21 protein-coding genes are annotated in these 26876 nt (G+C 71.1%); 6 read left to right on the forward strand and 15 right to left on the reverse strand.

Annotated features, from left to right (window positions below):
• Window positions 1-54 precede the first annotated feature (54 nt).
• Window positions 55-1728: a SpoIIE family protein phosphatase gene (locus HJC40_RS12970; protein ID WP_250001194.1), complete on the forward strand. Its 1674-nt coding sequence runs from the start codon at window positions 55-57 to the stop codon at window positions 1726-1728.
• Between the two features lie 46 nt (window positions 1729-1774).
• Here the strand turns inward: HJC40_RS12970 and mdh are convergent, their stop codons facing one another.
• From mdh to purN, 4 genes are all read right to left on the reverse strand, one after another.
• Window positions 1775-2725 (reverse strand): malate dehydrogenase, encoded by a 951-nt coding sequence (gene mdh / locus HJC40_RS12975; RefSeq protein ID WP_250001196.1) that lies wholly within the window; start codon window positions 2723-2725, stop codon window positions 1775-1777.
• Window positions 2726-2864: 139 nt separating this feature from the next.
• Window positions 2865-3458: a pentapeptide repeat-containing protein gene (locus tag HJC40_RS12980; RefSeq protein ID WP_250001198.1), complete on the reverse strand. Its 594-nt coding sequence runs from the start codon at window positions 3456-3458 to the stop codon at window positions 2865-2867.
• A complete protein-coding gene (purH, locus tag HJC40_RS12985; protein WP_250001200.1) occupies window positions 3458-5023 on the reverse strand; it encodes a bifunctional phosphoribosylaminoimidazolecarboxamide formyltransferase/IMP cyclohydrolase in 1566 nt (521 codons plus the stop codon). Before purH ends, HJC40_RS12980 begins: the two co-directional genes overlap by 1 nt.
• A complete protein-coding gene (purN, locus tag HJC40_RS12990) occupies window positions 5020-5637 on the reverse strand; it encodes a phosphoribosylglycinamide formyltransferase (protein ID WP_250001201.1) in 618 nt (205 codons plus the stop codon). Before purN ends, purH begins: the two co-directional genes overlap by 4 nt.
• Window positions 5638-5784: 147 nt before the next feature.
• Between purN and HJC40_RS12995 the strand changes: the two genes are divergently transcribed.
• Window positions 5785-6132, forward strand: a complete 348-nt coding sequence (locus HJC40_RS12995) for a DUF4190 domain-containing protein (protein ID WP_250001202.1) — start codon at window positions 5785-5787, stop codon at window positions 6130-6132.
• A gap of 43 nt (window positions 6133-6175) precedes the next feature.
• On the opposite strand, the gene HJC40_RS13000 is transcribed toward HJC40_RS12995, so the two are convergent.
• The 4 genes from HJC40_RS13000 to HJC40_RS13015 all read right to left on the reverse strand — a co-directional run bounded on the left by HJC40_RS13000 (window position 6176) and on the right by HJC40_RS13015 (window position 10674).
• Window positions 6176-7636: a DUF6350 family protein gene (locus tag HJC40_RS13000; protein WP_250001203.1), complete on the reverse strand. Its 1461-nt coding sequence runs from the start codon at window positions 7634-7636 to the stop codon at window positions 6176-6178.
• 110 nt (window positions 7637-7746) lie between these two features.
• Window positions 7747-8628, reverse strand: a complete 882-nt coding sequence (gene sucD / locus HJC40_RS13005) for a succinate--CoA ligase subunit alpha (RefSeq protein WP_250001205.1) — start codon at window positions 8626-8628, stop codon at window positions 7747-7749.
• Window positions 8629-8630: 2 nt separating this feature from the next.
• Complete coding sequence (gene sucC, locus HJC40_RS13010; protein ID WP_250001206.1) at window positions 8631-9809, reverse strand: ADP-forming succinate--CoA ligase subunit beta; 1179 nt, start codon at window positions 9807-9809, stop codon at window positions 8631-8633.
• Window positions 9810-10269: 460 nt separating this feature from the next.
• The gene (locus HJC40_RS13015) at window positions 10270-10674 is read right to left on the reverse strand and encodes a cobalamin B12-binding domain-containing protein (protein WP_250001207.1); all 405 of its coding nucleotides are present in this window, start codon (window positions 10672-10674) and stop codon (window positions 10270-10272) included.
• Window positions 10675-11063: 389 nt separating this feature from the next.
• Between HJC40_RS13015 and HJC40_RS13020 the strand changes: the two genes are divergently transcribed.
• Together HJC40_RS13020 and HJC40_RS13025 are read left to right on the forward strand one after the other, a co-directional pair.
• A complete protein-coding gene (locus HJC40_RS13020) occupies window positions 11064-11801 on the forward strand; it encodes a M23 family metallopeptidase (protein WP_250001209.1) in 738 nt (245 codons plus the stop codon).
• A 237-nt stretch (window positions 11802-12038) separates the two neighbouring features.
• The gene (locus tag HJC40_RS13025) at window positions 12039-12827 is read left to right on the forward strand and encodes a M23 family metallopeptidase (protein ID WP_250001211.1); all 789 of its coding nucleotides are present in this window, start codon (window positions 12039-12041) and stop codon (window positions 12825-12827) included.
• A 12-nt stretch (window positions 12828-12839) separates the two neighbouring features.
• Here HJC40_RS13025 and pcrA read toward each other — a convergent pair whose 3' ends face one another.
• Window positions 12840-15278, reverse strand: a complete 2439-nt coding sequence (gene pcrA / locus HJC40_RS13030) for a DNA helicase PcrA (protein ID WP_374271678.1) — start codon at window positions 15276-15278, stop codon at window positions 12840-12842.
• 164 nt (window positions 15279-15442) lie between these two features.
• On the opposite strand from pcrA, the gene HJC40_RS13035 reads away from it, so the two are divergent.
• Both HJC40_RS13035 and HJC40_RS13040 read left to right on the forward strand, forming a co-directional pair.
• Entirely contained in the window at window positions 15443-17299 is a 1857-nt protein-coding gene (locus HJC40_RS13035; protein WP_250001212.1) for a bifunctional UDP-sugar hydrolase/5'-nucleotidase, read from the forward strand.
• Between the two features lie 329 nt (window positions 17300-17628).
• Window positions 17629-17919 (forward strand): chorismate mutase, encoded by a 291-nt coding sequence (locus HJC40_RS13040; RefSeq protein ID WP_250001214.1) that lies wholly within the window; start codon window positions 17629-17631, stop codon window positions 17917-17919.
• 88 nt (window positions 17920-18007) lie between these two features.
• On the opposite strand, the gene HJC40_RS13045 is transcribed toward HJC40_RS13040, so the two are convergent.
• From HJC40_RS13045 to HJC40_RS13070, 6 genes are all read right to left on the reverse strand, one after another.
• On the reverse strand, window positions 18008-21172 hold the full coding sequence (locus HJC40_RS13045) for an NACHT domain-containing NTPase (RefSeq protein ID WP_250001215.1): 3165 nt from the start codon (window positions 21170-21172) through the stop codon (window positions 18008-18010).
• 70 nt (window positions 21173-21242) lie between these two features.
• Window positions 21243-22226 (reverse strand): dipeptide ABC transporter ATP-binding protein, encoded by a 984-nt coding sequence (locus tag HJC40_RS13050; RefSeq protein WP_250001216.1) that lies wholly within the window; start codon window positions 22224-22226, stop codon window positions 21243-21245.
• A complete protein-coding gene (locus HJC40_RS13055) occupies window positions 22219-23247 on the reverse strand; it encodes an ABC transporter ATP-binding protein (RefSeq protein ID WP_250001218.1) in 1029 nt (342 codons plus the stop codon). The genes HJC40_RS13050 and HJC40_RS13055 overlap by 8 nt, the downstream gene beginning before the upstream one ends.
• Before the next feature lie 7 nt (window positions 23248-23254).
• The gene (locus HJC40_RS13060) at window positions 23255-24178 is read right to left on the reverse strand and encodes an ABC transporter permease (RefSeq protein WP_250001220.1); all 924 of its coding nucleotides are present in this window, start codon (window positions 24176-24178) and stop codon (window positions 23255-23257) included.
• Window positions 24171-25097 (reverse strand): ABC transporter permease, encoded by a 927-nt coding sequence (locus HJC40_RS13065; RefSeq protein ID WP_250001222.1) that lies wholly within the window; start codon window positions 25095-25097, stop codon window positions 24171-24173. The genes HJC40_RS13060 and HJC40_RS13065 overlap by 8 nt, the downstream gene beginning before the upstream one ends.
• 89 nt (window positions 25098-25186) lie before the next feature.
• Window positions 25187-26821, reverse strand: a complete 1635-nt coding sequence (locus HJC40_RS13070) for an ABC transporter substrate-binding protein (protein ID WP_250001223.1) — start codon at window positions 26819-26821, stop codon at window positions 25187-25189.
• Window positions 26822-26876 lie beyond the last annotated feature (55 nt).

Below are 26876 nucleotides of genomic sequence, written 5' to 3' on the forward strand. Positions count from 1 at the left end.
CTCCGCCGCGGCGATGGCATCATTTGTGCCGCGATGGAAGCGACGAGGAGGGCTGTGGACGGAACGACGGGTGCTCAGCCCCACCGTGCCCTGATTCGTCCCGCCCGGCTCGACGCCGTCTTCCGGACGAGGCTCGGCGCGCTCGCCGACCCGGCCCTCGACCGGTTCGCCGAGATGGTCCGCACCGTTCTGCGGGTGCCGGTGGCGCTCGTGACGCTGGTCGGCTCCGACCGGCAGTACTTCCCCGGCGCCTGCGGGCTGGGCGAGCCCTGGCTGGGCCGGCGCCAGACACCGCTGTCGCACTCGTTCTGCCAGCACGTGGTGGCCACGGCCGAGCCGCTGATCGTCACCGACGCCCGGAACGACCCGCGGGTGCTCGACAACCTCGCCATCGACGACCTGGGCGTGGTGGGTTATGCCGGGATGCCGCTGACCGACGCGAACGGTGAGGTGCTCGGGTCGCTGTGCGCGATCGACCACGAGCCGCGGGACTGGACCGACGCCGAGCTGCGCCTGCTGGCCGAGCTGGCCGCCAGTTGCTCGGACAGCCTGCGGCTGCGCATCTCGAACGACCGTACCGAGGCTGCCTTCGACCGCAGCCGGCTGCTGCTGGCCGCCAGCACGGCGCTGGGCGCCGCCATCACGCCGGCCGACGTGACCGACACCGTCCGCGCTCTCGTCACCGAAACGCTCGATCCGGCCTCCGTCAGCCTGTCCCTGACCGGCGAGATCAGCCCGTCTCCGGCCGGCGAGGTCAGCCCGTCTCCGGCCGGCGAGGTCAGCCCGTCTCCGGCCGGCGAGGTCGGCCCGTCTCCGGCCGGCGAGGACGTCGGCGAGGACGGGCAGTACACGACGACGTTGCCGCTGCCCGGCCCCGACGGCCCGGTCGGCACGCTCACGTTCGTCTGGAAGCAGCCGCGCCCGGTCGACGAGGACGAGCAGGCGACACTGGACACGCTCGCCGGTTACGTGGCCCAGACGCTGACCCGGATCCAGCTGCTCGAGGACCGCCGCACCGCCGCCGCGACCATGCAGAAGGCCCTGCTCACCGCGCTGCCCCAGCACGAGCATCTGCGGATGGCGGCGCGCTATCTGCCCGCGCACCACGAGGATCACGTGGGCGGCGACTGGTACGACGCGGTCAGCCTCGACGGCGGCCGGCTCGCCATCGTGATCGGCGATGTCGCGGGGCACAGCATCGACGCCGCGGCCGGGATGAGCGAGTACCGCGGGATGCTGCGCACGCTGCTGATCGACCGGCACGAGCCGCCCTCGGCGCTGCTCCGCCGGCTCGAGCACACCGGGCGCACCCTCGGCCTGGACCGGATCGCCACCGTCCTGCTGGCCTACCTCGATCCGGCGCCGACCGGCGGACACACCCTGACCTGGTCGAACGCGGGCCACCCACCGCCGTCGCTGGTCACCGGGGGCGAGGTCACGTTGCTCACCGGCCGCGATCCCCTGCTCGGGGCCGGACGGCGCATCTCCCGCCGCAACCACACCTGGCACCTCCCGGCCGGCAGCACGCTCGTGCTGCACACGGACGGGCTGATCGAGACCCGTTCGGCCACCATCGACGAGGGGGTCGCCCGGCTGCACGAGACGCTGGCCACGCACGCCGGGACGGACCCCGGTGAGCTGGCCGACGCGCTCCTCGCCCGCAGCGCCGCGGCCACCATCGGCGAGGACGACGTCGCGCTGCTGGTCATCACGACCCCGGACAACTGAAAGAGGCCGGGACACCGTCCCGGCCTCTGTCAACGAACACCGTGGATCAGAGGGTGGCGACGTCCGCCTGCTTGGCCCGGACGGCCTCGGCGGCCTCCTTGAGACCGGCCACCTCGGAGTCGGTGAGCTTGTCCTCGACGACCTTCTTGATGCCCTCGGCGCCGATCTGGGCCTCGACACCCAGGTAGACGCCGGAGATGCCGTACTCGCCGTCGACCCAGGCGCAGACCGGCAGGACCTCGCCGGAGTCCTCGACCACGGCCTTGGCCATGCGGGCCGCGGCGGCCGACGGCGCGTAGTACGCCGAACCGGTCTTGAGCAGCGCGACCACCTCGGCTCCGCCGTTCCGGGTACGGACGACGAGCTCCTCGATCTTGTCGGCCGGCAGCAGGTCGGACAGCGGCTTGCCGTCGACGGTGCAGCGCGACGGGACCGGCACCATCGTGTCGCCGTGCGAGCCGAGGGTCAGCGCCTTGACGCTCTTGACCGGCACGGCCAGCGTCTCGGCGATCGAGTTGGTGAAGCGGGCCGTGTCGAGCACGCCGGCCTGACCGAACACCCGGTTCTTGGGGAACTGGGTGGCCAGCTGGGCCAGCGCGGTCATCTCGTCGACCGGGTTCGAGACCACGATGACGACGGCGTTGGGGGCGTACTTGGCGATGTTCTCGGCGACCTGGCGCACGATCTTGGCGTTGACCTCGAGCAGGTCCATCCGGCTCATGCCCGGCTTGCGCGGCAGGCCGGCCGTCACGACGACCACGTCGGAGCCCTCGATGGCCTCGTAGCCCTCGCCGTTGGGGCCGGTGGTGGCACCGACGACCTTGGTCTCGAAGCCCTCGATCGGCCGGGACTGGTTCATGTCGAGCGCCAGACCGGCCGGCTTGCCCTCGAGGATGTCGGTGAGCACGACGGTGTCGAAGATGTCGTACTCGGCCAGGCGCTGCGCGGTCGTCGAGCCGTAGAAACCGGCACCTACGACGGTTACCTTCTTGCCCATAGCTCTATCCACTCCCAGTCTCCGGGACGTTTTTCCGGACGCTATCAGTCGGTTAACGGCGTATTACCGGCCGGTCGGGTCAACGCGAAGTAAGCCACTCCACGCGCGGCGGCCGGGCGCTCCTCCCCCAGGATGCTCCCTAGCGCACGGTTGCGCCGTACGCGGCGGCGAACCGTACGGCCTGGCCGATGTCGATCGTGGCGCCACTGAGATCGACGCCGCGCAGCTCGACCCCGTCGAGGTCGGCGCCGCGCAGGTCGGCGCCCTTCAGCTTCACGTCGGTCAGCCGGGCGTTCGACAGGTCGGCGCCCCGCAGGTCGGCCCGGGTGAGGTCGGCCCCCATCAGGTCGGCCTCGCGCAGCCGCAGGCCACCCAGCCCGGCGCCGGTCAGGTTCTGCCCGCGCAGCGACACGAAACCCCAGTCGCCGCCCTGGATGGTGATCGGGCGCAGCCCACAGTCGACGAACTGGCTGCCGGTCAGCTTGCAGTCGGTCAGCCGGGCGTCGAAGAACGAGCAGCGCTGCAGCGTGGACTGCAGCACGGCCACCCGCTCGAGCTCGGCCGCGTTGAACCGGACGTTGCCGAAGGTGCAGTTGGTGAAGACGCAGCCGGTCAGCCGCGCCTCCGACCAGTCGACGTCGTGGAACGCGCAATCCTCGTACCGGACACCGGTGACCTCCTCCAGCGCCCAGTCCTCGCCGCGAAAGGTCGTGTCCTGGACGAGGTCCGACATCAGCCGTGGTAGAAGTGGCGGGTGCCGGTCAGATAGACGGTCATGCCCGCCTTCGCGGCTGCCTCGATCACCTTTTCGTCGCGGATCGAACCGCCCGGCTGCACGACCGCCTTGACGCCGGCCGCGATCAGCACCTCGAGCCCGTCGGGGAACGGGAAGAACGCGTCGGACGCGGCCACGCTGCCCTTGGCCCGCTCGGCGCCGGCCCGGTCGACCGCGAGGTGGGCCGAGTCGACCCGGTTGACCTGACCCATGCCGACGCCGACGGTCGCGCCGCCCCGGGCCAGCAGGATCGCGTTGCTCTTGACGCTGCGGATCGCGCGCCAGGCGAACGTCAGGTCGGCCAGCTCCTCGGCGGTGGCGGGCTCGCCGGTCGCCAGGGTCCAGGTGGATGGGTCGTCGCCGGGCGCGTCGATGCGGTCGGCCAGCTGCACCAGCACGCCACCGCCGATCTGCTTGATCTCGGCCGGCGCCGGGGCCCAGGCCGGGGCGACCAGCACGCGCAGCTTCTTCTTGAGCCGGAAGATGTCGAGGGCGCCCAGCTCGTAGGACGGCGCGACGATGACCTCGGTGAAGATGCCGTCGAGCTGCTTGGCCATCGCCTCGGTGACCTCGCGGTTGACCGCGATGACGCCGCCGAAGGCCGAGACCGGGTCACAGTCGTTGGCCTTGCGGTGGGCCTCGGCCACATCGGCGCCGACCGCGATGCCGCACGGGTTGGCGTGCTTGATGATGGCCACGCAGGGCTGGTCGAAGTCGTTGGCGCTGCGCCAGGCCGCGTCGGCGTCGACGTAGTTGTTGAACGACAGCTCGCCGCCGTGCACCAGCTCGGCCTGGGCCAGCCCGGCGGGCGCGTTGGGATCGAGGTAGAGCGCGGCCTGCTGGTGCGGGTTTTCCCCGTACCGCAGGGTGTCGGCCTTTTTGAGGGCGAGCCCGGTGAACTCGGGCCACTCGCTGGGCGACAGCGTCGTGGCGGTCCAGTTGGCCACCGCCACGTCGTACTCCGCGATGTCGGCGAAGGCCCGGGCGGCCAGCGCCTTGCGCTGGGTCAGCGTGAAACCCCCGTCGGCCAGGGCCTGCACCACCAGCGGGTACGCCTCGGTGACGGTCACGACGGCGACGGACGGGTGGTTCTTGGCGGCCGCGCGCACCATCGCCGGGCCGCCGATGTCGATCTGCTCGACGCACTCGTCGACGCTCGCGCCCGAGGCCACCGTCCGCGTGAACGGGTAGAGGTTGCTGACCAGCAGGTCGAACGGCGGGATGTCGAGCTCGGCGAGCTGGGCGGCGTGGCTGTCGAGCCGCAGGTCGGCCAGCAGTCCCGCGTGAACCCGCGGGTGCAGGGTCTTGACCCGGCCGTCGAGGGTCTCGGAAAAGCCGGTGAGCTGCTCGACCCGGGTGACCGGCACCCCGGCGGCCTCGACCGTGGAGGCGGTGGAGCCGGTCGACACGATCTCGACCCCGGCGGCGGCGAGCGCCTGGGCGAGCTCGACGAGGCCGGTCTTGTCGTACACGCTCAGCAGCGCCCGCTTGATGGGGCGGCGGCCCTCGTCCGGGGACGTCATGGAATACGTACCTTCCTGTTCTCGATGGTCCAGCCCTCGCGCACCAGGCGGCCGACCCACTCGACCAGCTGGGCCCGCTCGGCCACCTTGATCCGCTCGGTCAGCGTCTCCTCCGTGTCGTCGTCGAGCACGGGGACCGCGACCTGAGCGATGATCGGTCCGGTGTCGACGCCGGCGTCGACGAAGAAGAGGGTCGCCCCGGCGATCTTGACGCCGTAGGCGAGCGCGTCACGCGGGCCGTGGATGCCGGGGAAGGCCGGCAGCAGCGCGTTGTGCGTGTTGATGTAGCGGTCGCCGAACGCGGCCAGGAAATGCGGGCCGACCAGCTTGAGGAAGCCGGCCGAGACCACCAGGTCGGGCTTGAACCCGGCCACGTGGGCGGCGAGGGCGGCATCCCAGTCGTCACGGGTCTCGTAGGCCTTCACCGGGTCGACGAACGTCGGCACGCCGGCGGCGGCGGCCCGGTCGAGACCGGCGATGCCCTCGCGGTCGGCGCCCACGGCCACGACCTGGGCGCCATAGGCCGGATCGGCCGAGGCATCGAGGAGGGCCTGCAGGTTGCTGCCCGAACCGGAGACGAGGACGACCAGGCGGGCGGGCGCGGGGTCGGTCACCTGAGCACCCTATCTCCGCAAGCCGGAGCGGCCGACAACGGGTCGGTCGCGAGGGCGGCGAAAACAGTGATCATCCGATACGCTGCCGGTCCTCACATATTCGGATTTCTCACTGGTCAACAGCCATATGCAACGGGAGGACAGCACGTGACTACCCCACCCCCCTACTACGGCCCCCCGGGCGGCGACCCGGCCGGAATGCCGGCCGCGCCCAACAACACCCAGGGCCTGGTCGGCATGATCCTCGGGATCGTCGCGATCCCGCTGGTCTGCTGCTTCTATCTCGGCATCCCGCTGGGCATCGCGGGCGCGGTCCTCGGCTACCTCGGCCTGCAGAAGGCCAAGACCGGCCGGGCCACCAACCGCAGCCAGGCGCTGACCGGCGTCATCTGCGGCGCGGTCGCGGTGGTGCTGGGCATCGGTCTGCTGATCTGGGCCGTCACCGCCGGGCAGAACATCAACTGGGAAGACATCACGAACAACTCCGGTAACTGACCGACCGGAACGGGGAAAGGGACGCCCGGCGGGCGTCCCTTTCTCATGCCCGGGAAGCGGAGCGGAAGCGCCGGGCCGCCGCGGCGCCGACGGCCGCGGAGACGCCGAGCACCGCGGTCGCTACGAGGGCGACCGGCCACGGGTCGGGACCGATGGTGGCCATCCGGCCGTCGCCGAGCGGGCCGCCGGAGAACCCGGCCATCAGGCCCAGCGCGACGCCGGCCACCGGGCCGGCGATCAGGCCACCGCCGAGCACGAGCGACCAGGCCGGCTCGGGCGGCCCCGAGGTGGCCTTCTCGCGGGTGGCCTCGCGGGCCTCGCGGGCCAGGCGCAGGGTCAGCAGCCAGCCCGCGGCCAGGCCGGCGAACACGGGCAGGGCCAGCAGCAGGGCGCCGGCCACGCCCATCGGCCCGTCCGGCAGGCCGGCCAGCAGCGGCAGGCTGGGCAGCGGGCCGGCGGTCACCTCGCCGAGCCGGACGACCGATCCGGTGCCCAGCGCGAACCCGGGACCGAGCAGATAGGCCGCCGCCCAGACCGAGCCGTTCGCCCCGTACGCGAGACTGACCAGCGTGACGCCGGCCTGGCCGACCACGCCGGTGCGGTAGGCCGAGATCATGTCGGCGGCCTGGCCCCCGCCGAGCGCCACCGACAGGCCGGTGACCGCGGCGCCGGCCGCGAGCACCAGCAACGCCGCCACGACGCCGGTGCGCAGGCCGTGCCGCAGCGGGCCGGGCAGGCGGCCGGCCCAGGCGCGGAGAGCGTCGGTGCCGCGCAGCGAGCCGGCCAGCGCCCCGGCCAGGCCGAGCAGGAAGAAGTTGAGCGCGGCCCGGCCGGCGGTGACCTCGGTGCCCTTGCCGTCGACCACGAGCGCGAGGACCGAGCCGAGCAGCGAATAGGTCAGCGCTATCGCGAACGCCACCGACAGCGCGCGGGCCGTCGAGGAGGACCGACGGGCCCCGACCGCCCGGGTGACGTGCAGCCCGGCCCGGTTGAGCCGCCAGACGATCAGCATGCTCAGCAGCAGCGGGGTGAGCCCGAGGGAACCGATCGAGGTGCCGATGGGAACCCCGTGGCCGAGCATCCAGCCGGCCAGCCCGGCGTGCGCGGCGCCGGCCAGGCCACCGCTGCCCTCCAGGGTGCGGGCCAGCCCGACGACGACGGCGACCGGGAGATAGGACAGCAGGGCCGCCCAGAGCGTGGCGAAGGCGGCCGCCACCGGCAGCGGGGCGCGGCTGCGGGGGCCTCCGGGCGAGCGGCGCTGACGGGGCAGGCGAACGGTCTCGCGATCGGCCAGCACCTTGTCGTCGACCAGGACCGTGCGCTGCTCCCGGCCCGGCGGCCGGTCGATGCCCTCGGTCGGGCGACCGGCCTCGCCCGGCACCGTCTCGATGCCCTCGGTCGGGCGCGCGGCTCCGACCGGCACCGTCTCGTGGGTGACGTCGGCCGCCTCGGCGACCGCGAAGGGGTCGTCCGAGTCATCGGGACGGTCGGGTGTGGTCGGCATCGCCGACTACTTTTCCACGCCGGAGCCGGGTGAGCGATGCAGATACGACGGCGCGCCGCCGTTCGGGTCGGGAGGGCCCGGACGACGGCGCGCCGATCGGTGGTGCATGGTCAGCTCATGACCTCACGCATGAGCCGGGCGGTCTCGCTCGGCGTCTTGCCGACCTTGACGCCCGCGGCCTCGAGCGCGCTCTTCTTGGCGTCCGCGGTGCCCGCGGAGCCGGAGATGATCGCGCCGGCGTGCCCCATGGTCTTGCCGGGCGGGGCGGTGAAGCCGGCGATGTAGCCGACCACCGGCTTGGTCACGTTCGCCTTGATGAACTCGGCGGCCCGCTCCTCGGCGTCGCCGCCGATCTCACCGATCATGACGATGGCGTCGGTGTCCGGGTCGTCCTGGAACGCCTTGAGCGCGTCGATGTGGGTGGTGCCGATGATCGGGTCGCCGCCGATGCCGACCGCGGTCGAGAACCCGAAGTCGCGCAGCTCGTACATCAGCTGGTAGGTCAGCGTGCCGCTCTTGCTGACCAGGCCGATGCGGCCGCCCGGGGTGATGTCGGCCGGGATGATGCCGGCGTTGCTCGCCCCCGGCGACGCGATGCCCGGGCAGTTCGGGCCGATGATCCGGGTCTTCTGACCGCGGTCCACGTTGTAGGCCCAGAAGCTGGCCGAGTCCTGCACGGGTACGCCCTCGGTGATGACGACGGCCAGCGGGATCTCGGCGTCGATCGCCTCGAGGACGGCGGCCTTGGTGAACGCCGGCGGTACGAAGATGACCGACACGTCGGCGCCGGTCTCCTTGATCGCCTCGCTGACGCTCGCGAAGACCGGAAGCGCCGTGCCGTCGAAGTCGACGGTCGTGCCGGCCTTGCGCGGGTTGACGCCGCCGACCACGTTCGTGCCCGCGGCGAGCATGCGCCGGGTGTGCTTGGAGCCTTCCGAGCCGGTCATGCCCTGGACGATGACCTTGGAGTCCTTGGTGAGCCAGATAGCCATGATTACTTCCCCGCAGCCGCAAGCTCGGCGGCCCGCGCGGCCGCTCCATCCATCGTGTCCACCCGCTCGACCAGCGGGTTGTTCGCGCCGTCGAGAATGGCCCGGCCGGCCTCGGCGTTGTTGCCGTCCAGACGCACCACGAGCGGCTTGGTCACCGTCTCGCCGCGCTCGGTCAGCAGGGCCAGGGCCTGGATGATGCCGTTGGCGACCTCGTCGCAGGCGGTGATGCCGCCGAAGACGTTGACGAAGACCGACTTCACGGCCGGGTCGCCGAGCACGATCTCGAGGCCGTTGGCCATCACCTGGGCGCTGGCGCCGCCGCCGATGTCCAGGAAGTTGGCCGGCTTGACGTCGCCGTGCTGCTCACCGGCGTAGGCGACCACGTCGAGAGTGGACATGACCAGGCCGGCGCCGTTGCCGATGATGCCGACCTCGCCGTCCAGCTTGACGTAGTTGAGGTTCTTGGCCTTGGCCGCCTGCTCCAGCGGGTCCACCGCGGACTGGTCGACCAGCGCCTCGTGATCGGGGTGCCGGAACCCCGCGTTCTCGTCCAGAGTGATCTTGGCGTCGAGCAGGAGCACCCGGCCGTCACCGACCTTGGCCAGCGGGTTGACCTCGACGAGCGTGGCGTCCTCGGCCACGAAGGCCTGCCACAGCTTCACCGCGATGTCGACGATCTGGTCGGCGACCTCGGCCGGGTACTGCGCCGCGGCGACGATCTCGCGGGCCTTCGCCTCGTCCACGCCCTTGCTCGCGTCGATGGCGATCTTGGCGACCCGGTCCGGCTGCTCCTCGGCGACCGTCTCGATCTCCATGCCGCCGGCGACGCTGGCGATGCACAGGAACGTACGGTTGGCCCGGTCGAGCAGGTAGGAGAAGTAGTACTCCTCCTTGATGTCGGCCGTCTCGGCCAGCATCACCTTGTGGACCGTGTGGCCCTTGATGTCCATGCCCAGGATGTCGGTGGCGCGGGCCTCGGCCTCGTCCGCGCCGTCGGCCAGCTTGACGCCGCCCGCCTTGCCCCGGCCGCCGACCTTGACCTGAGCCTTGACGACGACCTTGCCGCCGAGCCGCTCGGCGATGGCCCGGGCCTCCTGCGGGGTCTCGGCAACGCCACCGCCCAGCACGGGCAGCCCGTGCCGTTCGAAGAGGTCGCGCCCCTGATATTCGAACAGGTCCACGTGTCTCCTTTCGCTCGCGACGCCAACCGCCGGCAAGCCGCACCGATGCGTCCCGACCTGTGTGCGCGGCGGCCTTGCTGGCGTCGCCGGCGTGAAGAATGTCCGGCCCTGCGGGCCGTCATTCGCAGACTAGCGACCGGGACCACTGCTCCGGAGGCGCGGGTGCACGGTGTGCAAGACCGCACACCGGGGGCACTCGAGTTCCCGGGGAAAAGGGCCGTAACCCCGGAACAGGGACGTCGTTGAGAGTGATGTCGGACCGCCGAGGCGGACCGGCACGCAGGCGGCCGATGCCCTGTCGGTCGAGGGGTGGCGGCGGGGCATCGTGCATGGAGGGGCCGGACGTGTGAGGGGTGCGTCCGGCCTCTCCCCTTGCCCGCGTCGCCTTACTCATGGTCCCCGGTCAATTGCCGAGGGTCACTCGCCGGTATGCTGACCGGCGTTCACGCCGGCAACCGGGTCAGGCCACCGGCGATGCGACATTGGCGCGCACCCATTCGATGATGGATGCGGTAGTGGCGCCGGGTGTGAATATGCGGGCGACGCCGAGTTTCTCCAATTCGGCGATGTCGTCGGCCGGGATGATGCCGCCGCCGAATACGACGATGTCAGCCGCGTCACGGGCCGCGAGCAGCTCGATCACCCGGCGGAACAATGTCATGTGCGCTCCGGACAGAACGGACAATCCGATGGCGTTCGCGTCCTCCTGGACGGCGGTCTCCACGATCTGCTCCGGCGTCTGGTGCAGGCCGGTGTAGACGACCTCCATACCGGCATCGCGCAGCGCCCGGGCCACCACCTTGGCCCCGCGGTCGTGCCCGTCCAGCCCCGGCTTCGCGACGACCACCCTGATCCGTGCTTGCATCCTGACCCTCCGAGCCACTGACCGCGTTGTCACCTGAACGAACGGTAACCTGCCGAGCCTCCGCGAGGTAGCCGCCGCCCCGATCGCCTGATCACCTGCCGTCACCGAAAATGTATTCTGCGTCACCTCACTATCTGTTTTAAGAGCCATTACTCCGCGTGCGCGAACACTTCTTCCCTAAAGGCCGCCAATTCGGACATTAACTCCGCAATGCGGACCGGGAACTGTCAGCGATTTGGCGCTGCGACTTGTGACCCGGCAGCCGTTTGGCTACCGTGGCTCCCGGCTGTCAACCGGTTAGCACTGATCTGACAGCGCGGACCGTTCCCGATTCACCGATAGTTCGGCCTCGGGTTCCCCGCACATTTGTCACCGACGGAGGGTTGTTCGTGCGCCAGCGCTTGTCGTCTGAGCCCGATCGTTATCGCGGTCGCCGCCGCGTACCCACCCCTCCGCGCAGCCGCTACGCCGTCGCCGTCACGTCCGCCTTCGTCGGAGCGGGCATCGTCGCGCTGGGCGCCTCCAACATGCCCGACGCCAAGCAGGTCGACCCCCAGGCCCTCGAAGGCCTGGGCGGCAACCAGGTGGCAGCCCAGGCGCTGGCCGAGCGTGACGCCGACACCGGCGCCGCCTCCCGTGGCGAGAGCCGCGAGTCGGCCGCCAAGACCAAGGTGAGCGCCGAAGAGGCCGAGGCCGACGTCTGGCTGCTCCCCCTCGAGGAATACACGTACACGTCGCCCTACGGCATGCGCTGGGGCAAGCTGCACGCCGGCATCGACCTGGCCGCCCCCGAGGGCCTGCCGTTCAAGTCGATCCACGCGGGCAAGGTCACCCAGGCGGGCTACTTCGGCGCCTACGGCTACGCGATCACGGTGCAGGACGACGAGGGCAACGAGGTCATCTACGCCCACTCGCGCCGCGTCCTCGTCAAGAAGGGCGACGTCGTCAAGGCCGGCCAGGTCATCGGTCAGGTCGGCAACACGGGCGCCTCCTACGGCACCCACCTGCACCTCGAGATCCACGTCGACGGCGCGCCCACCGACCCGATCCCGTTCCTGCGCCAGCGTGGCGTCGACATCAAGCTCCAGGTCGAGTCGGTCTACGCCGGCATGGCCGCCGCTTCCTGATCCCGCTTCCGGTTCACGACTTCCCTCCAGCTCCGCGGCCGCTCAGCGGCGGCTTTCCGGTGACCTGGCAGCGGGATACCCCTGGGTAAACGGTCGAATCGCCCCCGATCGAGTGGTTCCGGACATCGGTGCTCGGTTGCAAGTCGGGTGAATCCCGGCACACCTCCTTCACGACCTCCACAGACGGGCCGACAGGCAGATGTCGGTGATTCGTTCTGCTGGGGAGGTCGTACCGCGTTGGCATCTCGAACCGAGACCCGTTCCGCCGGGCGTCACCGCCGGGAGCAGGCCGGCCGGCACCGAGCGCCGCGCACGTCCCCGCTGGCGCCCCTCGCGTCCGACCGGGGCCGCACGGTGCTGCTGACGGCGACCCTGGGCACCGCCCTGGTGACCGGCGTGGCCGGGGGAACGGCGGCCGCCGCAGCCGACAAGCAGGCCGCGCCGGTCGCCGTCGTCACGGCTGCACCAGCGCCCGAGCCCGACGCCGCCGTGCCAGTGCCGACCGGCCCCTGGAAGCCTCCCGCCGCCGGAGCAGTCTCCGCCGCCCCGCTCAAGCTCAAGACCCGGGTCGTGCTGGCGGCCGAGGCCAAGGTCGAGAAGAAGACCGGGACGGCGTGGGTCAACCCGAACCCGAGCGGACGCGTGACCTCGTGTTACGGCCAGCGCTGGGGGCGGCTGCACGCGGGCGTCGACATCGCGGGGCCGGACGGCTCACCGATCCTGTCGGCGGGCGACGGCGTCGTCGTCCGGGCCGGAGCGGCCCAGGGTTACGGCAACGCGGTGCTGATCGACCACGGCAACGGCTACCTCACCCACTACGGGCACATGTCTGCGATCGCCGTCCAGGTCGGTCAGCGGGTCGAGGCCGGGGAGCAGATCGGCGACGAGGGCTCGACCGGGCACTCGACCGGCCCGCACCTGCACTTCGAGGTGCATCAGGGTCACTACAAGAATCCCATCGAGCCGGTGCGCTGGCTGCACGAGCACGGCGTCGCGCTGGCCGGCTGCGAGGCGGTCGCGGGCTGACCCGCGGCTCGCTCAGATCTTCTCGATCGGGGCGTGCCGCAGGACCAGCCACATCACCTGGTCGCCGAAGTCGATCTGAGCGCGGGCGCCGGGGCCGTGGCCCTCGACGGTGACGACCCGGCCGAGACCGTAACGCTGGTGGTTGACGCGGTCGCCGGCCGACACCTTGGGTGCCTGACGCAACTCGCTGGCGGTCGACAGCTTGCTCGCGTCGATGCCGAGCCGGCCGGCCAGCTGCTGCGCCTTGGGCGTACCGCCGGAGAAGCCGCCGCCGCGGGAGCGGTCTCCCCCACCGCGACCACCCACGCCGCCGCCGGTGCCCGACCAGGAGGTGTAGGAGCCGGCGGTCCGCTCCCAGCGGACCAGCTCGGGCGGGAGCTCGTCGGTGAAGCGGGACGGTGGGTTGTACTGCGGCTGGCCCCACGCGCCCCGGGTCACCGCGCGGGAGAGATAGAGCCGTTGGCGGGCCCGGGTGATGCCCACGTAGGCGAGCCGGCGTTCCTCCTCGAGCTCGTTGTTGTCGCCGAGCGCGCGGGTGTGCGGGAAGACGCCGTCCTCCAGACCGGTCAGGAAGACGACCGGGAACTCGAGGCCCTTGGCCGTGTGCAGGGTCATCAACGTGACCACGCCCTGATGGTCGGGGTCGTCGTTGGGCAGCTGGTCGGCGTCGGCCACCAGAGCGACCTGCTCGAGGAAGCCGGCCAGGGTCGCGGCCGGAGCCTCGTCGTCCTCGTCGGCCTGCGCCTCGACGCGCTCGGTGTACTCGCGGGCGACGCTGACGAGCTCCTGCAGGTTTTCCACCCGGCCCTGATCCTGCGGGTCGAGGCTCTCCTCCAGCTCGGACAGCAGACCGGAACGCTGCAGCGCCACCTCGAGCACCTCCTCGGGAGGCGCGGTGGTGGACAGCTCGCGCAGGTCGTCGAGGAGCTGGACGAAGTCGGTGATGCTGTTGGCCGCCCGGGTGGAGATGCCGGGCGCCTCCCGAACGCGACGCAGGGCCTGGCCGAACGAGATGCGGTCACGGTTCGACAGGGCCTCGACGCAGGCCTCGGCCCGGTCGCCGATGCCGCGCTTGGGGGTGTTGAGCACGCGGCGGATGCTCACCGTGTCGTCGTCGTTGACCACGGCGCGCAGGTAGGCCAGCGCGTCCCGGACCTCTTTGCGCTCGTAGAACCGGACGCCGCCGACCACCTTGTAGGGCAGGCCGACCCGGATGAACACCTCTTCGAATACGCGGGACTGCGCGTTGGTGCGGTAGAAGACAGCCACGTCACCGGGGCGCACGCCCTCCCGGTCGCCCAGCCGGTCGATCTCGCGGGCCACCCAGTCGGCCTCGGCGTGCTCGGTGTCGGCCACGTAGCCGACGATCTGCTCGCCGGCGCCCTGGTCGCTCCAGAGCCGCTTGGGCTTGCGCGAGGTGTTGCGGTCGATCACCGCGTTGGCCGCGGAGAGGATCGTCTGGGTCGAGCGGTAGTTCTGCTCGAGCAGGATGGTGCGGGCGTCGGGGTAGTCGCGCTCGAACTCGAGGATGTTGCGGATCGTGGCGCCGCGGAAGGCGTAGATCGACTGGTCGGCGTCCCCCACCACGCACAGCTCGGCCGGCTCGACCTCTCCGCCGCGGGTGCCCACCAGCTCCTTGACCAGCATGTACTGCGCGTGGTTGGTGTCCTGGTATTCGTCGACCATGACGTGCCGGAACCGGCGACGATAGGCCTCGGCGACGTGCGGATGCGACTGGAAGAGGTGGACCGTGCTCATGATGATGTCGTCGAAGTCGAGCGCGTGCGCCTCGCGGAGGCGGCGCTGATAAAGCTCGTACGCCTCGGCGACGGCCCGCTCGTTGGGCCCCTTGGCCTTGTCCTTGAACTCCTCGGGCTCGACCAGCTCGTTCTTCAGGTTGGACACCTGGGCGGCCAGGCTGCGCGCCGAGTAACGCTTCGGGTCGAGGTCGAGCTCGCGGATCACCAGCGTCATCAGACGGCGCGAGTCGTCGGCGTCGTAGATCGAGAAGGTGCTCTTGAGGCCGGCGTGCTCGTGCTCGGCCCGCAGGATGCGCACGCAGGCCGAGTGGAAGGTCGACACCCACATCAGCCGGGCGCGGGGGCCGACGAGGTGGGCGACCCGCTCCTTCATCTCGCCGGCGGCCTTGTTGGTGAACGTGATCGCGATGATCTGACCGGGGTGCACGTCGCGCTCGGCGAGCAGGTAGGCGATGCGATGGGTGAGGACCCGCGTCTTGCCCGAGCCGGCGCCGGCCACGATGAGCAGCGGCGAACCGGCGTGGGTGACGGCGTCGCGCTGGGGGCCGTTGAGGCCGGTCAGCAGGGACTCCGGATCGGGTCTCCGCTTCCTCGGCGGCTCGGCGGGCTCGCGCGTCGCCGGCATCGTGGCCGGCCGCGTGGCCGGCATGGCGAACAGGGCGCCGTCGGGGGTTTCAGAAGTAGGTCGCATCGCGGGCGCAAGTCTATGCCGACCCCCCGACAAGAATCCCCGGCCGCACAGCGCCCGTCAGCCGGCCCGTCGATATCCACATCTTGTCCACAGGCGGTGGCGATCATCGACGTCGATGCCGCAGTCTGTCGTCGACCCACCATCACCCGATCGGGAGATCGACCATGGACAGTCCCCGTTCTCGCGGCCGAGCCGTGCTGCGTCATCTCGCCGCACCGGTCGCGGCCCTGGCCATGATCGCGGCGTTGTCGCCGGCCACCGGCTCCAGCCGGCCCGCGGCGGCCGCACCACCCGAGTTCCGACCGGCCGGCGTCAGCTCCGGGCTGCCCGAGGACGCGACCGTCAAGGGCCAGTTCCTGAGCTACAACGACTTCCACGGCGCGATCGACCCGCCCAGCGGCAGCGGCGCGGTGGTCAACGCGGCCGGCGCCGCCACCCCCGCCGGCGGTGTGGAATACCTGGCGACCTACCTGAAGAGGCTGCGCGCCGAGGGCCGGGCCGACGGCCGCCCGACCGTCACCGTCGGCGCCGGCGACCTCATCGGGGCGACCCCGCTGGTCAGCGCCGCGTTCCACGACGAGCCGACGATCGAGCTGATGAACCGGATCGGCCTGCAGGTGAGCTCGGTCGGCAACCACGAGTTCGACGAGGGCGTCGACGAGCTGATCCGCATGCAGCGCGGTGGCTGCCACCCGACCGACGGCTGCCAGGACGGCGACGGCTTCGGCGGGGCCAAATTCACCTACCTCGCGGCCAACACGGTCACCAAGAAGACCGGTCTGCCGATCCTGCCGCCGATCGACATCAAGCTCGTCAACGGCGTCCCGGTCGGCTTCGTCGGCCTGACGCTCGAGGGCACGGCCGGCATCGTCAACCCGGCCGGCATCGGGACCGTGCGCTTCGCCGACGAGGTCGAGACGGCCAACAAGTGGGGCAACGTGCTCAAGCTGCTCGGCGTCAAGGCCCAGGTGCTGCTCGTGCACGAGGGCGGCTCCCAGGCCACGGCCACGCCGACGCCCGGGGTGAGCGACTGCGACGGATTCACCGGTCCGATCGTGCCGATCGTCGCGGGGCTCAACCCCGAGTTCGGGCTGGTCGTCTCCGGGCACACGCACCGGTTCTACTCCTGCGAGCTGCCCAACCGGAAGGGCACGTCCGTGGTCACCAGTGCCGGCACGAACGGCCAGCTGGTGACCGACATCGACTGGTCGGTCGACCGGCGCACCGGCCGCTTCGCCGACATCACGGCCAGGAACGTGATCGTCGAGAACGGCGTGCCCGACGGCGCCGGCGGCTGGCAGCGCGACGGCAACGGCGTCTACCTCAAGAACCCGGCCACGGTCGACGCCGACGCCAAGAAGATCGCCGACAAGTACCGGACGGCGGTCGCCCCCATCGCCAACCGGGTCGTCGGCCGCATCACGGCGGACATCACCCGCACCGCGACGCCGGCCGGGGAGAGCCCGCTCGGCGACGTGATCGCGGATGCTCAGCTGGCCCGCACCACCGGCGCGGGCGCGCAGATCGCGCTGATGAACCCGGGCGGCATCCGGGCCGACTTCGACGCCGAGGCCTCGGGCGGCGGGGAGACGAGCGGCGAGATCACCTATGGCGAGGCGTTCACCGTGCAGCCGTTCAACAACCTCGTGGTCACGCAGACGTTCACCGGCGCGCAGCTCAAGGAGGCACTGGAGCAGCAGTTCCGGGGCTACAACGGCCAGACGACGACCAAGATCCTGCAGGTGTCGGCCGGCTTCACCTACACGTGGAGCGCCTCGGCCCCGCTCGGCTCCAAGATCTCGAACCTGGCGCTGAACGGCGCCCCGATCGACCCGGCCGCGTCATACCAGGTCACGACCAACGACTTCCTGGCCAACGGCGGCGACGGCTTCTCGGCGCTGACCGCCGGCACCGGTCGCGTCACCGCGCCCGGGTTCGACATCGACGCCCTGGTGGCCTACCTCGGCGCCGGCGCGCCGGTCGCTCCCGGCCCGGCCGACCGCATCGCCACCGTGGCCTGACCGTCCCCGCGCGTCCAGGCCCGGGGCCGCCGTACCCCGGCGTGCCGGGCCGGGCGCGCCCGGTCCCTTCCGTGCGGAACATTGGCTCAGCGCTCCGGCCGGTGAACGTGTCCCACGCTTCGGGCGGTTTCCTTGCGTAGCCGTTCGGAGCGGGGGCATACTCGGCAACGTGATCCAGCAGGCGCGATTTTTTACTACGGCACCGGTAGTCCGGCGACCGTAGGCCGCGTCTGAACGACAGACCTACATCAAGCCCCGGGCTTCCCAGCCCGGGGCTTGATGCTGCCCGGGCCGGGTCGACCGGGGCGCAAGCACCCGAGGAGCACGACATGACCGCCGACGTGATGGACCAGAACACCGGCGCGGGCGAGCCCCTGGCCGCCGACGAGATCCGGGCGATGCGCGAGCGCATCGACGAGATCGACCAGCAGATCATCGACCTGTGGCTGGAGCGGGCCCGCCTCTCCCAGACGGTCGGCCGGACCCGGATGGCCAGCGGCGGTACGCGCCTGGTGCTCTCCCGCGAGCGCGAGATCGTCGAGCGTTTCCGCGAGGCGCTGGGCCCCGACGGCGCCCAGGTGGCCCTGATGATCCTGCGGGCGGGCCGCGGCCCCCTCTGAGGCCTGCCCCGCCGAGCACCCGCGCCTGACCCCGCGGCGCAGGCCCGGGCGGACCCGCGCCGCCTCGAGTGGACTGCGCGGCGCTGTCTCAGGTGAAGAGGTCCTCGGGGAAGGCCACGCCCACGATTTCGAACTCCTGGCGTAGCAACTCGCGGAAGGCCTGCTCGCCCGGACGCACCCGGAGATGCCCGCCGATGCGGTCGTAGACGGCACGGATCAGCTCCGGGTCGCCGTTGCGGCTGTGACAGACGGCCAGGATCCGCGCCGGCTTGTCGGCGTGCTCGGTCAGGTAGCGACGAGTCTCCGCCTGGCTCTGGTGCACGGCGTCGAGCAGCACGTTGAGCACCGTGCGGGTATCGATGCGCCGGGCGTCGTCCTCCAGCATGCGCAGGACGACCTCCGTCCCCGGATCGGCGAACCGGAACGTGTGCAGAGCGGCGAGGTAGACCATCGAAAGATGCCGGGCGCCGCCGGCGCCGCGCGACGCGAGCACCAGCTCGAGCAGCACCTCGAGGTCGGAGCCGAGCGACGAGGCGTCGACGATCGACCCGTACGGCGGGCCGATCGCCCGCCAGAAGGGCGCCGCGCTGTGGGCCAGCACCAGCGTCAGGCCGGAGTCGCGGCGGAACGCGGCTTCCCGCAGCCACTCGCCGTCGAGACTGGCCGAGGGCACGACGACGTCCCGGAACAGACGATGGGAACCCCAGGGGGCGTCGTCCGGAGCCGGCAGTCCCCACGGCATCGAGTGCCTCAGGCTGACGGTCGGCTGGTCCTCCAGCGTCAGCGTCGCCCGCTCGTCCCCGGGATCCACCGAGATGCGCAGGACGGCCCACAGGCTTCTCCAGGCGTGCGAAGGCAGGCGGCTCTCCCACAGGAGGGCCTGCGCACGCCATCGCAGGCCCAGTGAATCGACGTCGACGCCACCGTCGGCCAGCATCACGATCAGCGTGACCAGGTTGGCGCTGAAGGCCGCTTCGCGCTCGGCCGCCGTACGGGGAACCGGCTGGTAGGAAGCCAGCGACCAGGTCGGTGGCGGGGAATCGGCGACCCGCACCAGATCGCGGAGCAGCGCGTCGCAGTGTTTCCGGGTGTCGGCCGGGAGCCGTCCGAGCATCCGCCGCCCGAACTCGATGATCGGACCACGCCCGGCGAGAACGGCGGACGACAGCCAGGCGGCGAGCGGGCCCGCGTCGACCGGGCTCGGGCGGGGCCGCCGGGCCTGATGCGCCCGCTCCCCGGCCAGGTCGATCAGGGTCGTCACCACCAACCGGGCCACCAGGAACTCGCCGAACGTGGCGTGGAGGAACTCGAAACTGCGCCGGGGCTGATCGACGCCTTCCCGGGCCCGGGACTCGTGCAGGAAGAAGAAGCGGCCGACGAGCAGCTGCGCGGCGCTCAGCGGGCGGTCGTGGCCGGGCCGGTCGACCCGGTCGTCGCTGAGCAGGTCTCGCAGGTCGGCATCCAGCTCGTGCTCGGTCACGACCTGAGCGCCGCGGACGAACAGGGCGATCGCCACGAACTCCAGACGGCGCAACTCGCGGGCGACGGCGGGCTCGTCGATCGGCGCCGCGGGCTCCCGCCGGGACAGTTCGCGCCGGGCGAAGTCGGTGAAGAGCCGCTCGTACAGGTCGGTGCGCTCGAGGTGACCGGTGGCGTCGAGCAGGGCGTTGTCCCAGGAGTCGTGGACGGCCAACATCAGGAGCAGGAGAGGCTGCTCGGCCAGTTCGCGAAAGCGCAGAGCCACCTCGGCCGTGAGCGGCCGCAGCGACCGGGCGGCGAGTCCCGCGGTGTTGGTCGCGCGCCAGACGCCCAGCCAGGCACCGATCTGCTCGTCGTCGAACGGATCGAGGCGCAGCACGACGCTGCCGTGCGGCACCCGGACCCGATCGGCCACCACGACCCGCGACGTGACCAGGACAGCGACCGGGCGGTTCCGGTCCGCCTCGCGTCGCTGGAAGTCGCGGACCTGTTCCAGGTAGTCGGCCCGGTCGGCCCCGGAGGCCTGGAGCAGTTCGTCGAGGCCGTCCAGCAGGACGACGGGAAGCGCGTCACCGGCCGAGCGAACCAGCTCGGGCCACCCCGGACGCTCGCCGATCGTGTCGTGGACGGCCGACTCGATCTGATCCTGGATCGGGGCGTCGGCCGCCACCGTCCGCAACTCGACCCGGACGGCCAGGAACTCCTCGGGCGGCAGGACGGCGGCCAGCACACGGGTCAGCAGCGACTTGCCGGAGCCCGGTTGGCCGAGCACGATCAACGGCGCCCGGGTCGCGTCCGGGGACGTGAGGTGGCCGGCCAGCAACGACTGGATGTCGGTGACCGCGACCGCTTCGTCCCACCAGGACTCGGCGGCGATGACGGCCGCGGGCTCCGCGCGCCGTACCCGGGCCCGCGGATTGATGTAGAGGTCGGCGGTCGGCGGCAGCCGGAGGTCGTCCGGCAGGTCCCCGACGTCCACGATGGGCCGGCTCAGCTCCTTGCGGTACTGGTCGGCCAGGTCGGTGCGGCACGTCCGCGCGGCGCCGGTCAGCCCGCCGAGCATCGACCGGATCTCGGCCAGGCCGGTGGCCAGGTCGTCGCCGACCCGGCGGGTCTCGGCCCGGCCGGCCGCGGCCTCGGTCATGGCCGCCCAGATCGCGAACTCGGGCACCTCGGCCGCGAGGGACCGATAGCCGATGAGATAGCGGCGGAGAGCCAGGTCCGCGACCTCCGGCGGAGCGGGAGGATCCGGCGCGGCCGCGATCAGACCGGCGAGGAAGCTCGACGTGTGACCCGCGAGCGTCACGTAATAGGCCCGCAGGTCCTGATGAAGGGCTTCCGTCGGCGCGGCCGCCGACGGCATCGGCAGGGCGGCTCCCGCCAGCAGCGAGATCACCCCGGATCGATCGGACTCGGACCACGAACGGGCGGCGATCGCGACCTGCTCGGCCAGCGTGACCTCGCGGGCCGCGTCACCCAGGGCCTCGAAGAACGAGCTGACCACCAGGACGGCGTGGGCCGCGGTGAGCCGCTCGGTGCGATCGAACCGGCTCAGGCCCGCTCGGCGTTCCCGCAGGGACCGGGTGACCGACTGTCCCCACTCGACAATCTCGTTGCGGACAGCTAGGAGGTCGACCGAACTCAGCGTGGCCGTCGCCGCCACGGCCGCCGGCGCGCCGGCGAGCCGTCCCAGGAACGCGAGGAACGTGCTCTCCCCCGCGCCCAGCAGGTGCACGGCGTCGGCGTAACTGAGGCGGGACGACGGTCGCAGCATGGCCGCGAGTCTCCCACCCGGGCCGGGTCGTGTCGCTTCCCGTCGAGTGTGGAGAGTCAGGTGTGGAGGGTCAGAAGCGGCGCATGACGTCGCGGATCTCGGCGAAGTGGCAGGCGCTGGGGTGTGGCGAGCGCTGCCGGATCTCGAGCAGCGGCTCGTGGTCGGCACAGGCCGGCTGGGCCTTCCAGCACCGCGTACGAAAGCGGCAACCCGACGGCGGATCGGCCGGCGAAGGCACCTCGCCCTCGAGCATGATGTGGTCGCGCCGGCCCCGCAGGCGGGGGTCGGGCACCGGGACCGCCGAGAGCAGCGCCTGCGTGTACGGGTGCGTGGGCTGCTCGTAGATCGCCGCGTGGTCGCCGGTCTCGACGATCTTGCCCAGGTACATGACGGCCACCCGGTCGGAGATGTGGCGGACCACCGACAGGTCGTGCGCGATGAAGACGTACGAGAGCCCGAGCTCGCGCTGCAGGCCTTCCAGCAAGTTGATCACCTGAGCCTGGATGGAGACGTCCAGAGCGGACACCGGCTCGTCGCAGACGATGATCTCGGGGCGCAGGGCCAGCGCGCGGGCGATGCCGATGCGCTGCCGCTGGCCGCCGGAGAACTGGTGGGGATAGCGGTTGAGGTGGTCGGGGTTGAGCCCGACGATGTCCAGCAACTCCTGGACCGCGCGGGCCTTGCCGGTCCGCGGCACGGCGTCGGGATGGATGTCGTACGGCTCGCCGATGATGGCGCCCACCGTCATCCGCGGGTTGAGCGACGTGTACGGGTCCTGCAGCACCATCTGGATGTTGCGGCGCGCGCGCCGCAGGGCCGCGCCCTTCAACCGCGTCAGGTCCTCGCCCCGCACCCGGATCTCGCCGCGGGTCGGCTTCTCGAGCGCGACCAGCAGCCTGGCCAGGGTCGACTTGCCGCAGCCGGACTCGCCCACCACGCCCAGCGTCTCGCCCCGGCGCAGGTGCAGGTCGACACCGTCGACCGCCCGGACGGCGCCCCTGCGGGCCGGGAAGTGCTTGACCAGGCCCCGGGTCTCGAGCACGACGTCAGACACCGAGGACCTCCCGGACGAAGTGACAGCTGGTGATCCGCTGCGGCGCGATCCGGTAGGCCGGCGGCGGTTCCAGCCGGCAGATCTCCCGGGCGTACGCGCACCGCGGGTGGAAGGCGCACCCGCTCGGGAGGTCGGTGAGGGCCGGCGGCAGCCCGCGGATCACGCTGAGCGGCTGCCCCTTGAAGTCGAGCCGCGGAATCGACTCGAGCAGCGCCTTGGTGTACGCGTGTCCCGGATGGGCGTAGAGGTCGTGGACCGGCGCCTCCTCGACGACCTTGCCGGCGTACATGACCGCGATGCGATCGGCGACGTCGGCCACCACGCCCATGTCGTGGGTGATCAGGATCAGGCCCATGTCGCGCTGGCGCTGAAGCTCGGCCAGCAGGCTCATGATCTGGGCCTGCACGGTCACGTCGAGAGCCGTCGTGGGCTCGTCGGCGATCAGCACCTCGGGGTCGAGGGCGAGCGCCATCGCGATCATCACGCGCTGCCGCATGCCACCGGAGAACTGGTGCGGGTAGTCGTCGACGCGGCGGCGCGCGTCCGGGATGCGTACCTGGTCGAGAAGCTCCACAGCCCGGCGCTTGGCCTCGCGGCGGGAGGTGCCGCGGTGGACCCGGAACAACTCGGCGAGCTGGAATCCGACGGTGTAGACGGGGTTCAGTGCGCTGAGCGCGTCCTGGAAGATCATCGCGATGCGGTTGGCGCGCACCCCGCGGCGGTCGGTCTCGGGCAGGCGCAGCAGGTCGACACCCCGATAGAGCACCTCGCCGCCGGTCACGTGGGCCGGCGGGGTGTCGAGGATGCCCATGATCGCCTGGGCGGTCACCGACTTGCCGCAGCCCGACTCGCCCACCACGGCGAGCGTCTCACCGGGGTTGAGCCACAGGTCGACGCCGTTCACCGCGCGGGCGACACCGTCGCGGGTGCGGAACTCGACGTGCAGATCGTTCACCTGGAGCAGCGGCGCCCGCGGGTCCAGACCGGGCAGCGCGTCGAGCCGGGCCGTGATGTCGGTCATCGTCGCCTCACCGCAGTTTCGGGTCGAAGGCGTCGCGGATGGCGTCGCCGAGCATGATGAAGGCGAGCACGGTGGCTGCCAGGAAGACCGACGGCCACACCAGCGGCGCGGCGACGGTACGGGCGTACGGTCCGGCCTCGGCGATCGCCAGGCCCCAGCTGACCGCGTCGCCCTTGAGGCCCACGCCGAGGTAGGACAGCGTGGCCTCGCCGGCGATGTTGATGCCGAGCAGGACGGTCAGCACCACGACGAACGGGCTGATCGCGTTGGGCAGGATGTGCCGGACCATCAGCCGGGCCGGTCCGGCCCCGAGCATCCGGGCCGCGGTCACGTAGTCCTGGTTCTTGGCCGAGATCACGGCCGAGCGCATGACGCGGGCCGCGGTGGTCCAGCCGAGCACCCCGAGCGTGACGATCACGGCCAGGACGCCGTTGCTCTCCGGGTCCGACGAGAGCCGCTTGGCCAGCACGATGGCGCCGAGGATGAACGGGATGGCCAGCACGACGTCGACGAGGCGGGAGAGCAGGGCGTCGATCCAGCCGCCGAGGTAGCCGGCCAGCAGACCGACGACCAGTCCGAGGAGTCCGGCGATCAGGGTGGCGCTGACGCCGACGAGGATCGAGTCGCGGGCGCCGTACACGGTCTTGGCATAGACGTCGCAGCCCTGGAAGTCGTACCCGAAGAGCGCGCCGCCGCTTCCCCCCGCGTTCTTACGGGCCAGCACGCAGTCGCGCGGGTCGGCCGAGGTGAACAGCGACGGCCAGGCGGCCATCAGCAGCACCACGACGACGAGTACGGCCGCGATCCAGAAGACCTTGCTCGTCCGCAGGTCGCGCCAGGCGTCCCCGGCCAGGCTGCGCGGGCCGGAGTCCGGCCGGCCGGCGCGCGGGCCGGGTGCCTCGGCGGTGGACACGGCGGTGAAGTCACTCATAGCGGATCCGGGGGTCGAGGGCGGCGTAGAGCAGGTCGACGATCAGGTTGATCACCAGGAAGACGATCACGAGGACGCTGACGAAGCCGACCACCAGCGGGCCGTCCTCGGTCCGGACGCCGCGGAACAGGTTGAAGCCCACGCCCGGGATGTTGAAGACGCCCTCGGTCACGACCGCGCCCGACATCAGCGCGCCGATGTCGACGCCGATCAGCGTGATCACGGGGATCAGGGAGTTGCGCAGCACGTGCACGCCGATCACCCGGCGGGGCGCGAGACCCTTGGCCCGAGCCGTACGGACGTAGTCGGCCCGCAGATTCTCGGCGACCGACGACCGGGTCACCCGCAGCTGCGTCGCGACGACCAGGCTGCCCAGCACGAGAGCCGGCAACAGCAGTTCGTAGAGGTTGGCGTCGCGGGTGGCGGTGGGCGGGAACCAGCCGAGCTGGATGCCGAAGATCAGCTGGGCCAGCGGGGCCAGCACCACGATCGGCATGGCCAGCACGATCAGCGTCAGCACCAGCGTGACGGTGTCGAACACGCCGCCGCGCCGCAGACCGGAGAGCACTCCCGCACCGACCGCGAGCACGGCCGCGATGACGATCGACAGCAGGGCCAGCCGGACGGTGACCGGCCAGGCCTGGGCCAGCATCTCGGCGATCGGGCGGCCGGTCAGCGACATCCCGAAGTCGCCGGTGAGCAGGCCCTTGACGTAGTGCCAGTACTGCGTGAAGAAGCCGTCGTCGAGGTGGTATCGGGCATTGAGCGCGGCCCGCTGGCTGTCGGTGAGAGGACGGTCGCCGACGAGGGCCTGGAACGGGTCGTCGACGTTGGCGAACATCAACGCGTAGACGACGAAGGTGGCCCCGAAGAAGGTCAGGACCATCTGGAGCAGGCGCCGCACGATGTAGCGGAACATTCAGAGCCTTTTGGGCGAGGGGACGGGCAGACAGCGGTGGCGCCACGGTTTCATCGAAACCGGGGCGCCACCACCGTTCGAGCGGACGATCAGCTGGCGATGTCGATCGAGTAGATGTCGACCTTCTGGTACAGGTCCATGGTCACGTCGGTGACCCGGTCGGAGTAGCCGAAGACGTTCTGCCCGAACCGCAGCGGCAGCACGGGCATGTCCCGCACGAGCAGGTCCTCCGCCTCCCGCCACAGCTTCTCGGACTGCGCGGTGGTCGGCGCGGCCGAGCCCTGGCGGACCAGGCTGTCGTACGTGCTGTTCTTGTAGCCGTAGTAGTTCGACGAGCCGTCGGTGGTGTAGAGCGGGCCCAGGTAGCTCTCCATGAGCGGGTAGTCCATCGTCCAGCCGAGGCGGATCAGGCCGACGTCCTCCCCCGCGCGCACCTTGTCGAGCAGCACCTTGAGCTTCGGCTGCGGCGCACCGGTGCAGTTGACGCCCAGGGACCCCTTGATCTGGTTGCACATGGCGTCGATCCAGGCCTTGTGGCCGCCGTCCGAGTTGTACCCGATCTTGATGTCCCGGGGACCCTTCGCGGCGGTGTACAGCTGCCGGGCCCTGGTCGGGTTGTATTCGCACCACTGGCCGCAGCTGTTCGGCCGCGCGCCCTGCACGACCGGCGAGACGAACGACTTGGCCGGCGTCTCGGAGCCGAGGAAGACCTGGTCGGTCATCTCCTCGCGGTTGATCGCCATGGAGAGCGCGCGACGCACGTCCGGGTTCTTCCACTTGTCCTCGTACAGCGGGAAGCCCATGAACGAGAAGGACGAGCTGGGCGTCTTGCCGAGGCGGGCGCCGAGGTCACCGGAGGCCGAGCCCAGGCTCTCGATCGGGAGCTTGGTCTCGACGTCGAGGTTGCCGGCGATCAGGTCGGCGTACTGCGCGCCCAGATCCTGATAGATCTTCCAGGTGATGCCCGCGATCTTGGGGACCGTGCCCTTGAAGTCGGGGACCTGCTCGACGACGATCTTCTCGTCGTGGCTCCACTTGCCCTTGACCTTGAAGGGGCCGTTGCCGATCGGCGCCTCACCGAAATCCTTGTTGAGCACCCCGTCGCCGGAGAAGGCCGCCTTGGGCAGCGGATAGAAGGCGTCGTAGCCCATGACGGACTGCCACCCGGCGAAGCTCTCGGAGAGGGTGACCGTGAACGTCAGGTCGTTGACCTTCTTGAGCCCGCGCAGCTTCTTGGCCTTGGGCTCGGGCGCCTTCTCGGGCCCGGTGCCGTCGGGATCCTCCGACTGCAGGTCGGCGAAGCCGTCGATCCGGCCGTAGAAGTACGACGCGAGCTGGGCGTTCGGCCCGTAGGCGCCGTAGTTCCAGGCGTTCAGGTAGTTGTCGGCCGTGACCGGCTCGCCGTTGCTGAAGGTGAAGCCCGGCTTGAGCCGGACGGTCCACACCCGGTTGGCCTTGTCGTGCGTGATCGACTGCGCGGCGACCGGGTACGGGGTGTTCCGGGCGTCGAACCGTACGAGCGGGTAGAAGAGCGACGCGAGCACCTGCGAGGCGTTCGCCTCCGTCGAGTTCGACGGGATCAGGCTCGACGGCTCGATGATGCCGATGCTGATGCTGTTCGGCAGAGTTTCGGTGTCTTCCGAGGTACTACCGCTGCAACCGGCCGCCACCAAGGCGATGGCGGCCAGGGAGGCCGCCATCTTCCACGGGCTTTTCCCAGGCATGTGGGGGGTGCCTCCTTCAGGGGCGCTCACGGGGGTCGTGTGAGACGCAGCAACT

The sequence above is a fragment of the Actinoplanes sp. M2I2 genome, from assembly GCF_023544445.1.
Classification (GTDB): domain Bacteria; phylum Actinomycetota; class Actinomycetes; order Mycobacteriales; family Micromonosporaceae; genus Actinoplanes.

What these genes read in the sequence shown, in the direction of transcription:
- mdh (WP_250001196.1), bottom strand. Translation starts at nt 2,725, where the DNA reads ATGGGCAAGAAGGTAACCGTCGTAGGTGCCGGTTTCTACGGCTCGACG.
- HJC40_RS12980 (WP_250001198.1), bottom strand. Translation starts at nt 3,458, where the DNA reads ATGTCGGACCTCGTCCAGGACACGACCTTTCGCGGCGAGGACTGGGCG.
- purH (WP_250001200.1), bottom strand. Translation starts at nt 5,023, where the DNA reads ATGACGTCCCCGGACGAGGGCCGCCGCCCCATCAAGCGGGCGCTGCTG.
- HJC40_RS13000 (WP_250001203.1), bottom strand. Translation starts at nt 7,636, where the DNA reads ATGCCGACCACACCCGACCGTCCCGATGACTCGGACGACCCCTTCGCG.
- sucD (WP_250001205.1), bottom strand. Translation starts at nt 8,628, where the DNA reads ATGGCTATCTGGCTCACCAAGGACTCCAAGGTCATCGTCCAGGGCATG.
- HJC40_RS13015 (WP_250001207.1), bottom strand. Translation starts at nt 10,674, where the DNA reads ATGCAAGCACGGATCAGGGTGGTCGTCGCGAAGCCGGGGCTGGACGGG.
- pcrA (WP_374271678.1), bottom strand. Translation starts at nt 15,278, where the DNA reads ATGCGACCTACTTCTGAAACCCCCGACGGCGCCCTGTTCGCCATGCCG.
- HJC40_RS13035 (WP_250001212.1), top strand. Translation starts at nt 15,443, where the DNA reads ATGGACAGTCCCCGTTCTCGCGGCCGAGCCGTGCTGCGTCATCTCGCC.
- HJC40_RS13040 (WP_250001214.1), top strand. Translation starts at nt 17,629, where the DNA reads ATGACCGCCGACGTGATGGACCAGAACACCGGCGCGGGCGAGCCCCTG.
- HJC40_RS13045 (WP_250001215.1), bottom strand. Translation starts at nt 21,172, where the DNA reads ATGCTGCGACCGTCGTCCCGCCTCAGTTACGCCGACGCCGTGCACCTG.
- HJC40_RS13055 (WP_250001218.1), bottom strand. Translation starts at nt 23,247, where the DNA reads ATGACCGACATCACGGCCCGGCTCGACGCGCTGCCCGGTCTGGACCCG.
- HJC40_RS13060 (WP_250001220.1), bottom strand. Translation starts at nt 24,178, where the DNA reads ATGAGTGACTTCACCGCCGTGTCCACCGCCGAGGCACCCGGCCCGCGC.
- HJC40_RS13065 (WP_250001222.1), bottom strand. Translation starts at nt 25,097, where the DNA reads ATGTTCCGCTACATCGTGCGGCGCCTGCTCCAGATGGTCCTGACCTTC.
- HJC40_RS13070 (WP_250001223.1), bottom strand. Translation starts at nt 26,821, where the DNA reads ATGCCTGGGAAAAGCCCGTGGAAGATGGCGGCCTCCCTGGCCGCCATC.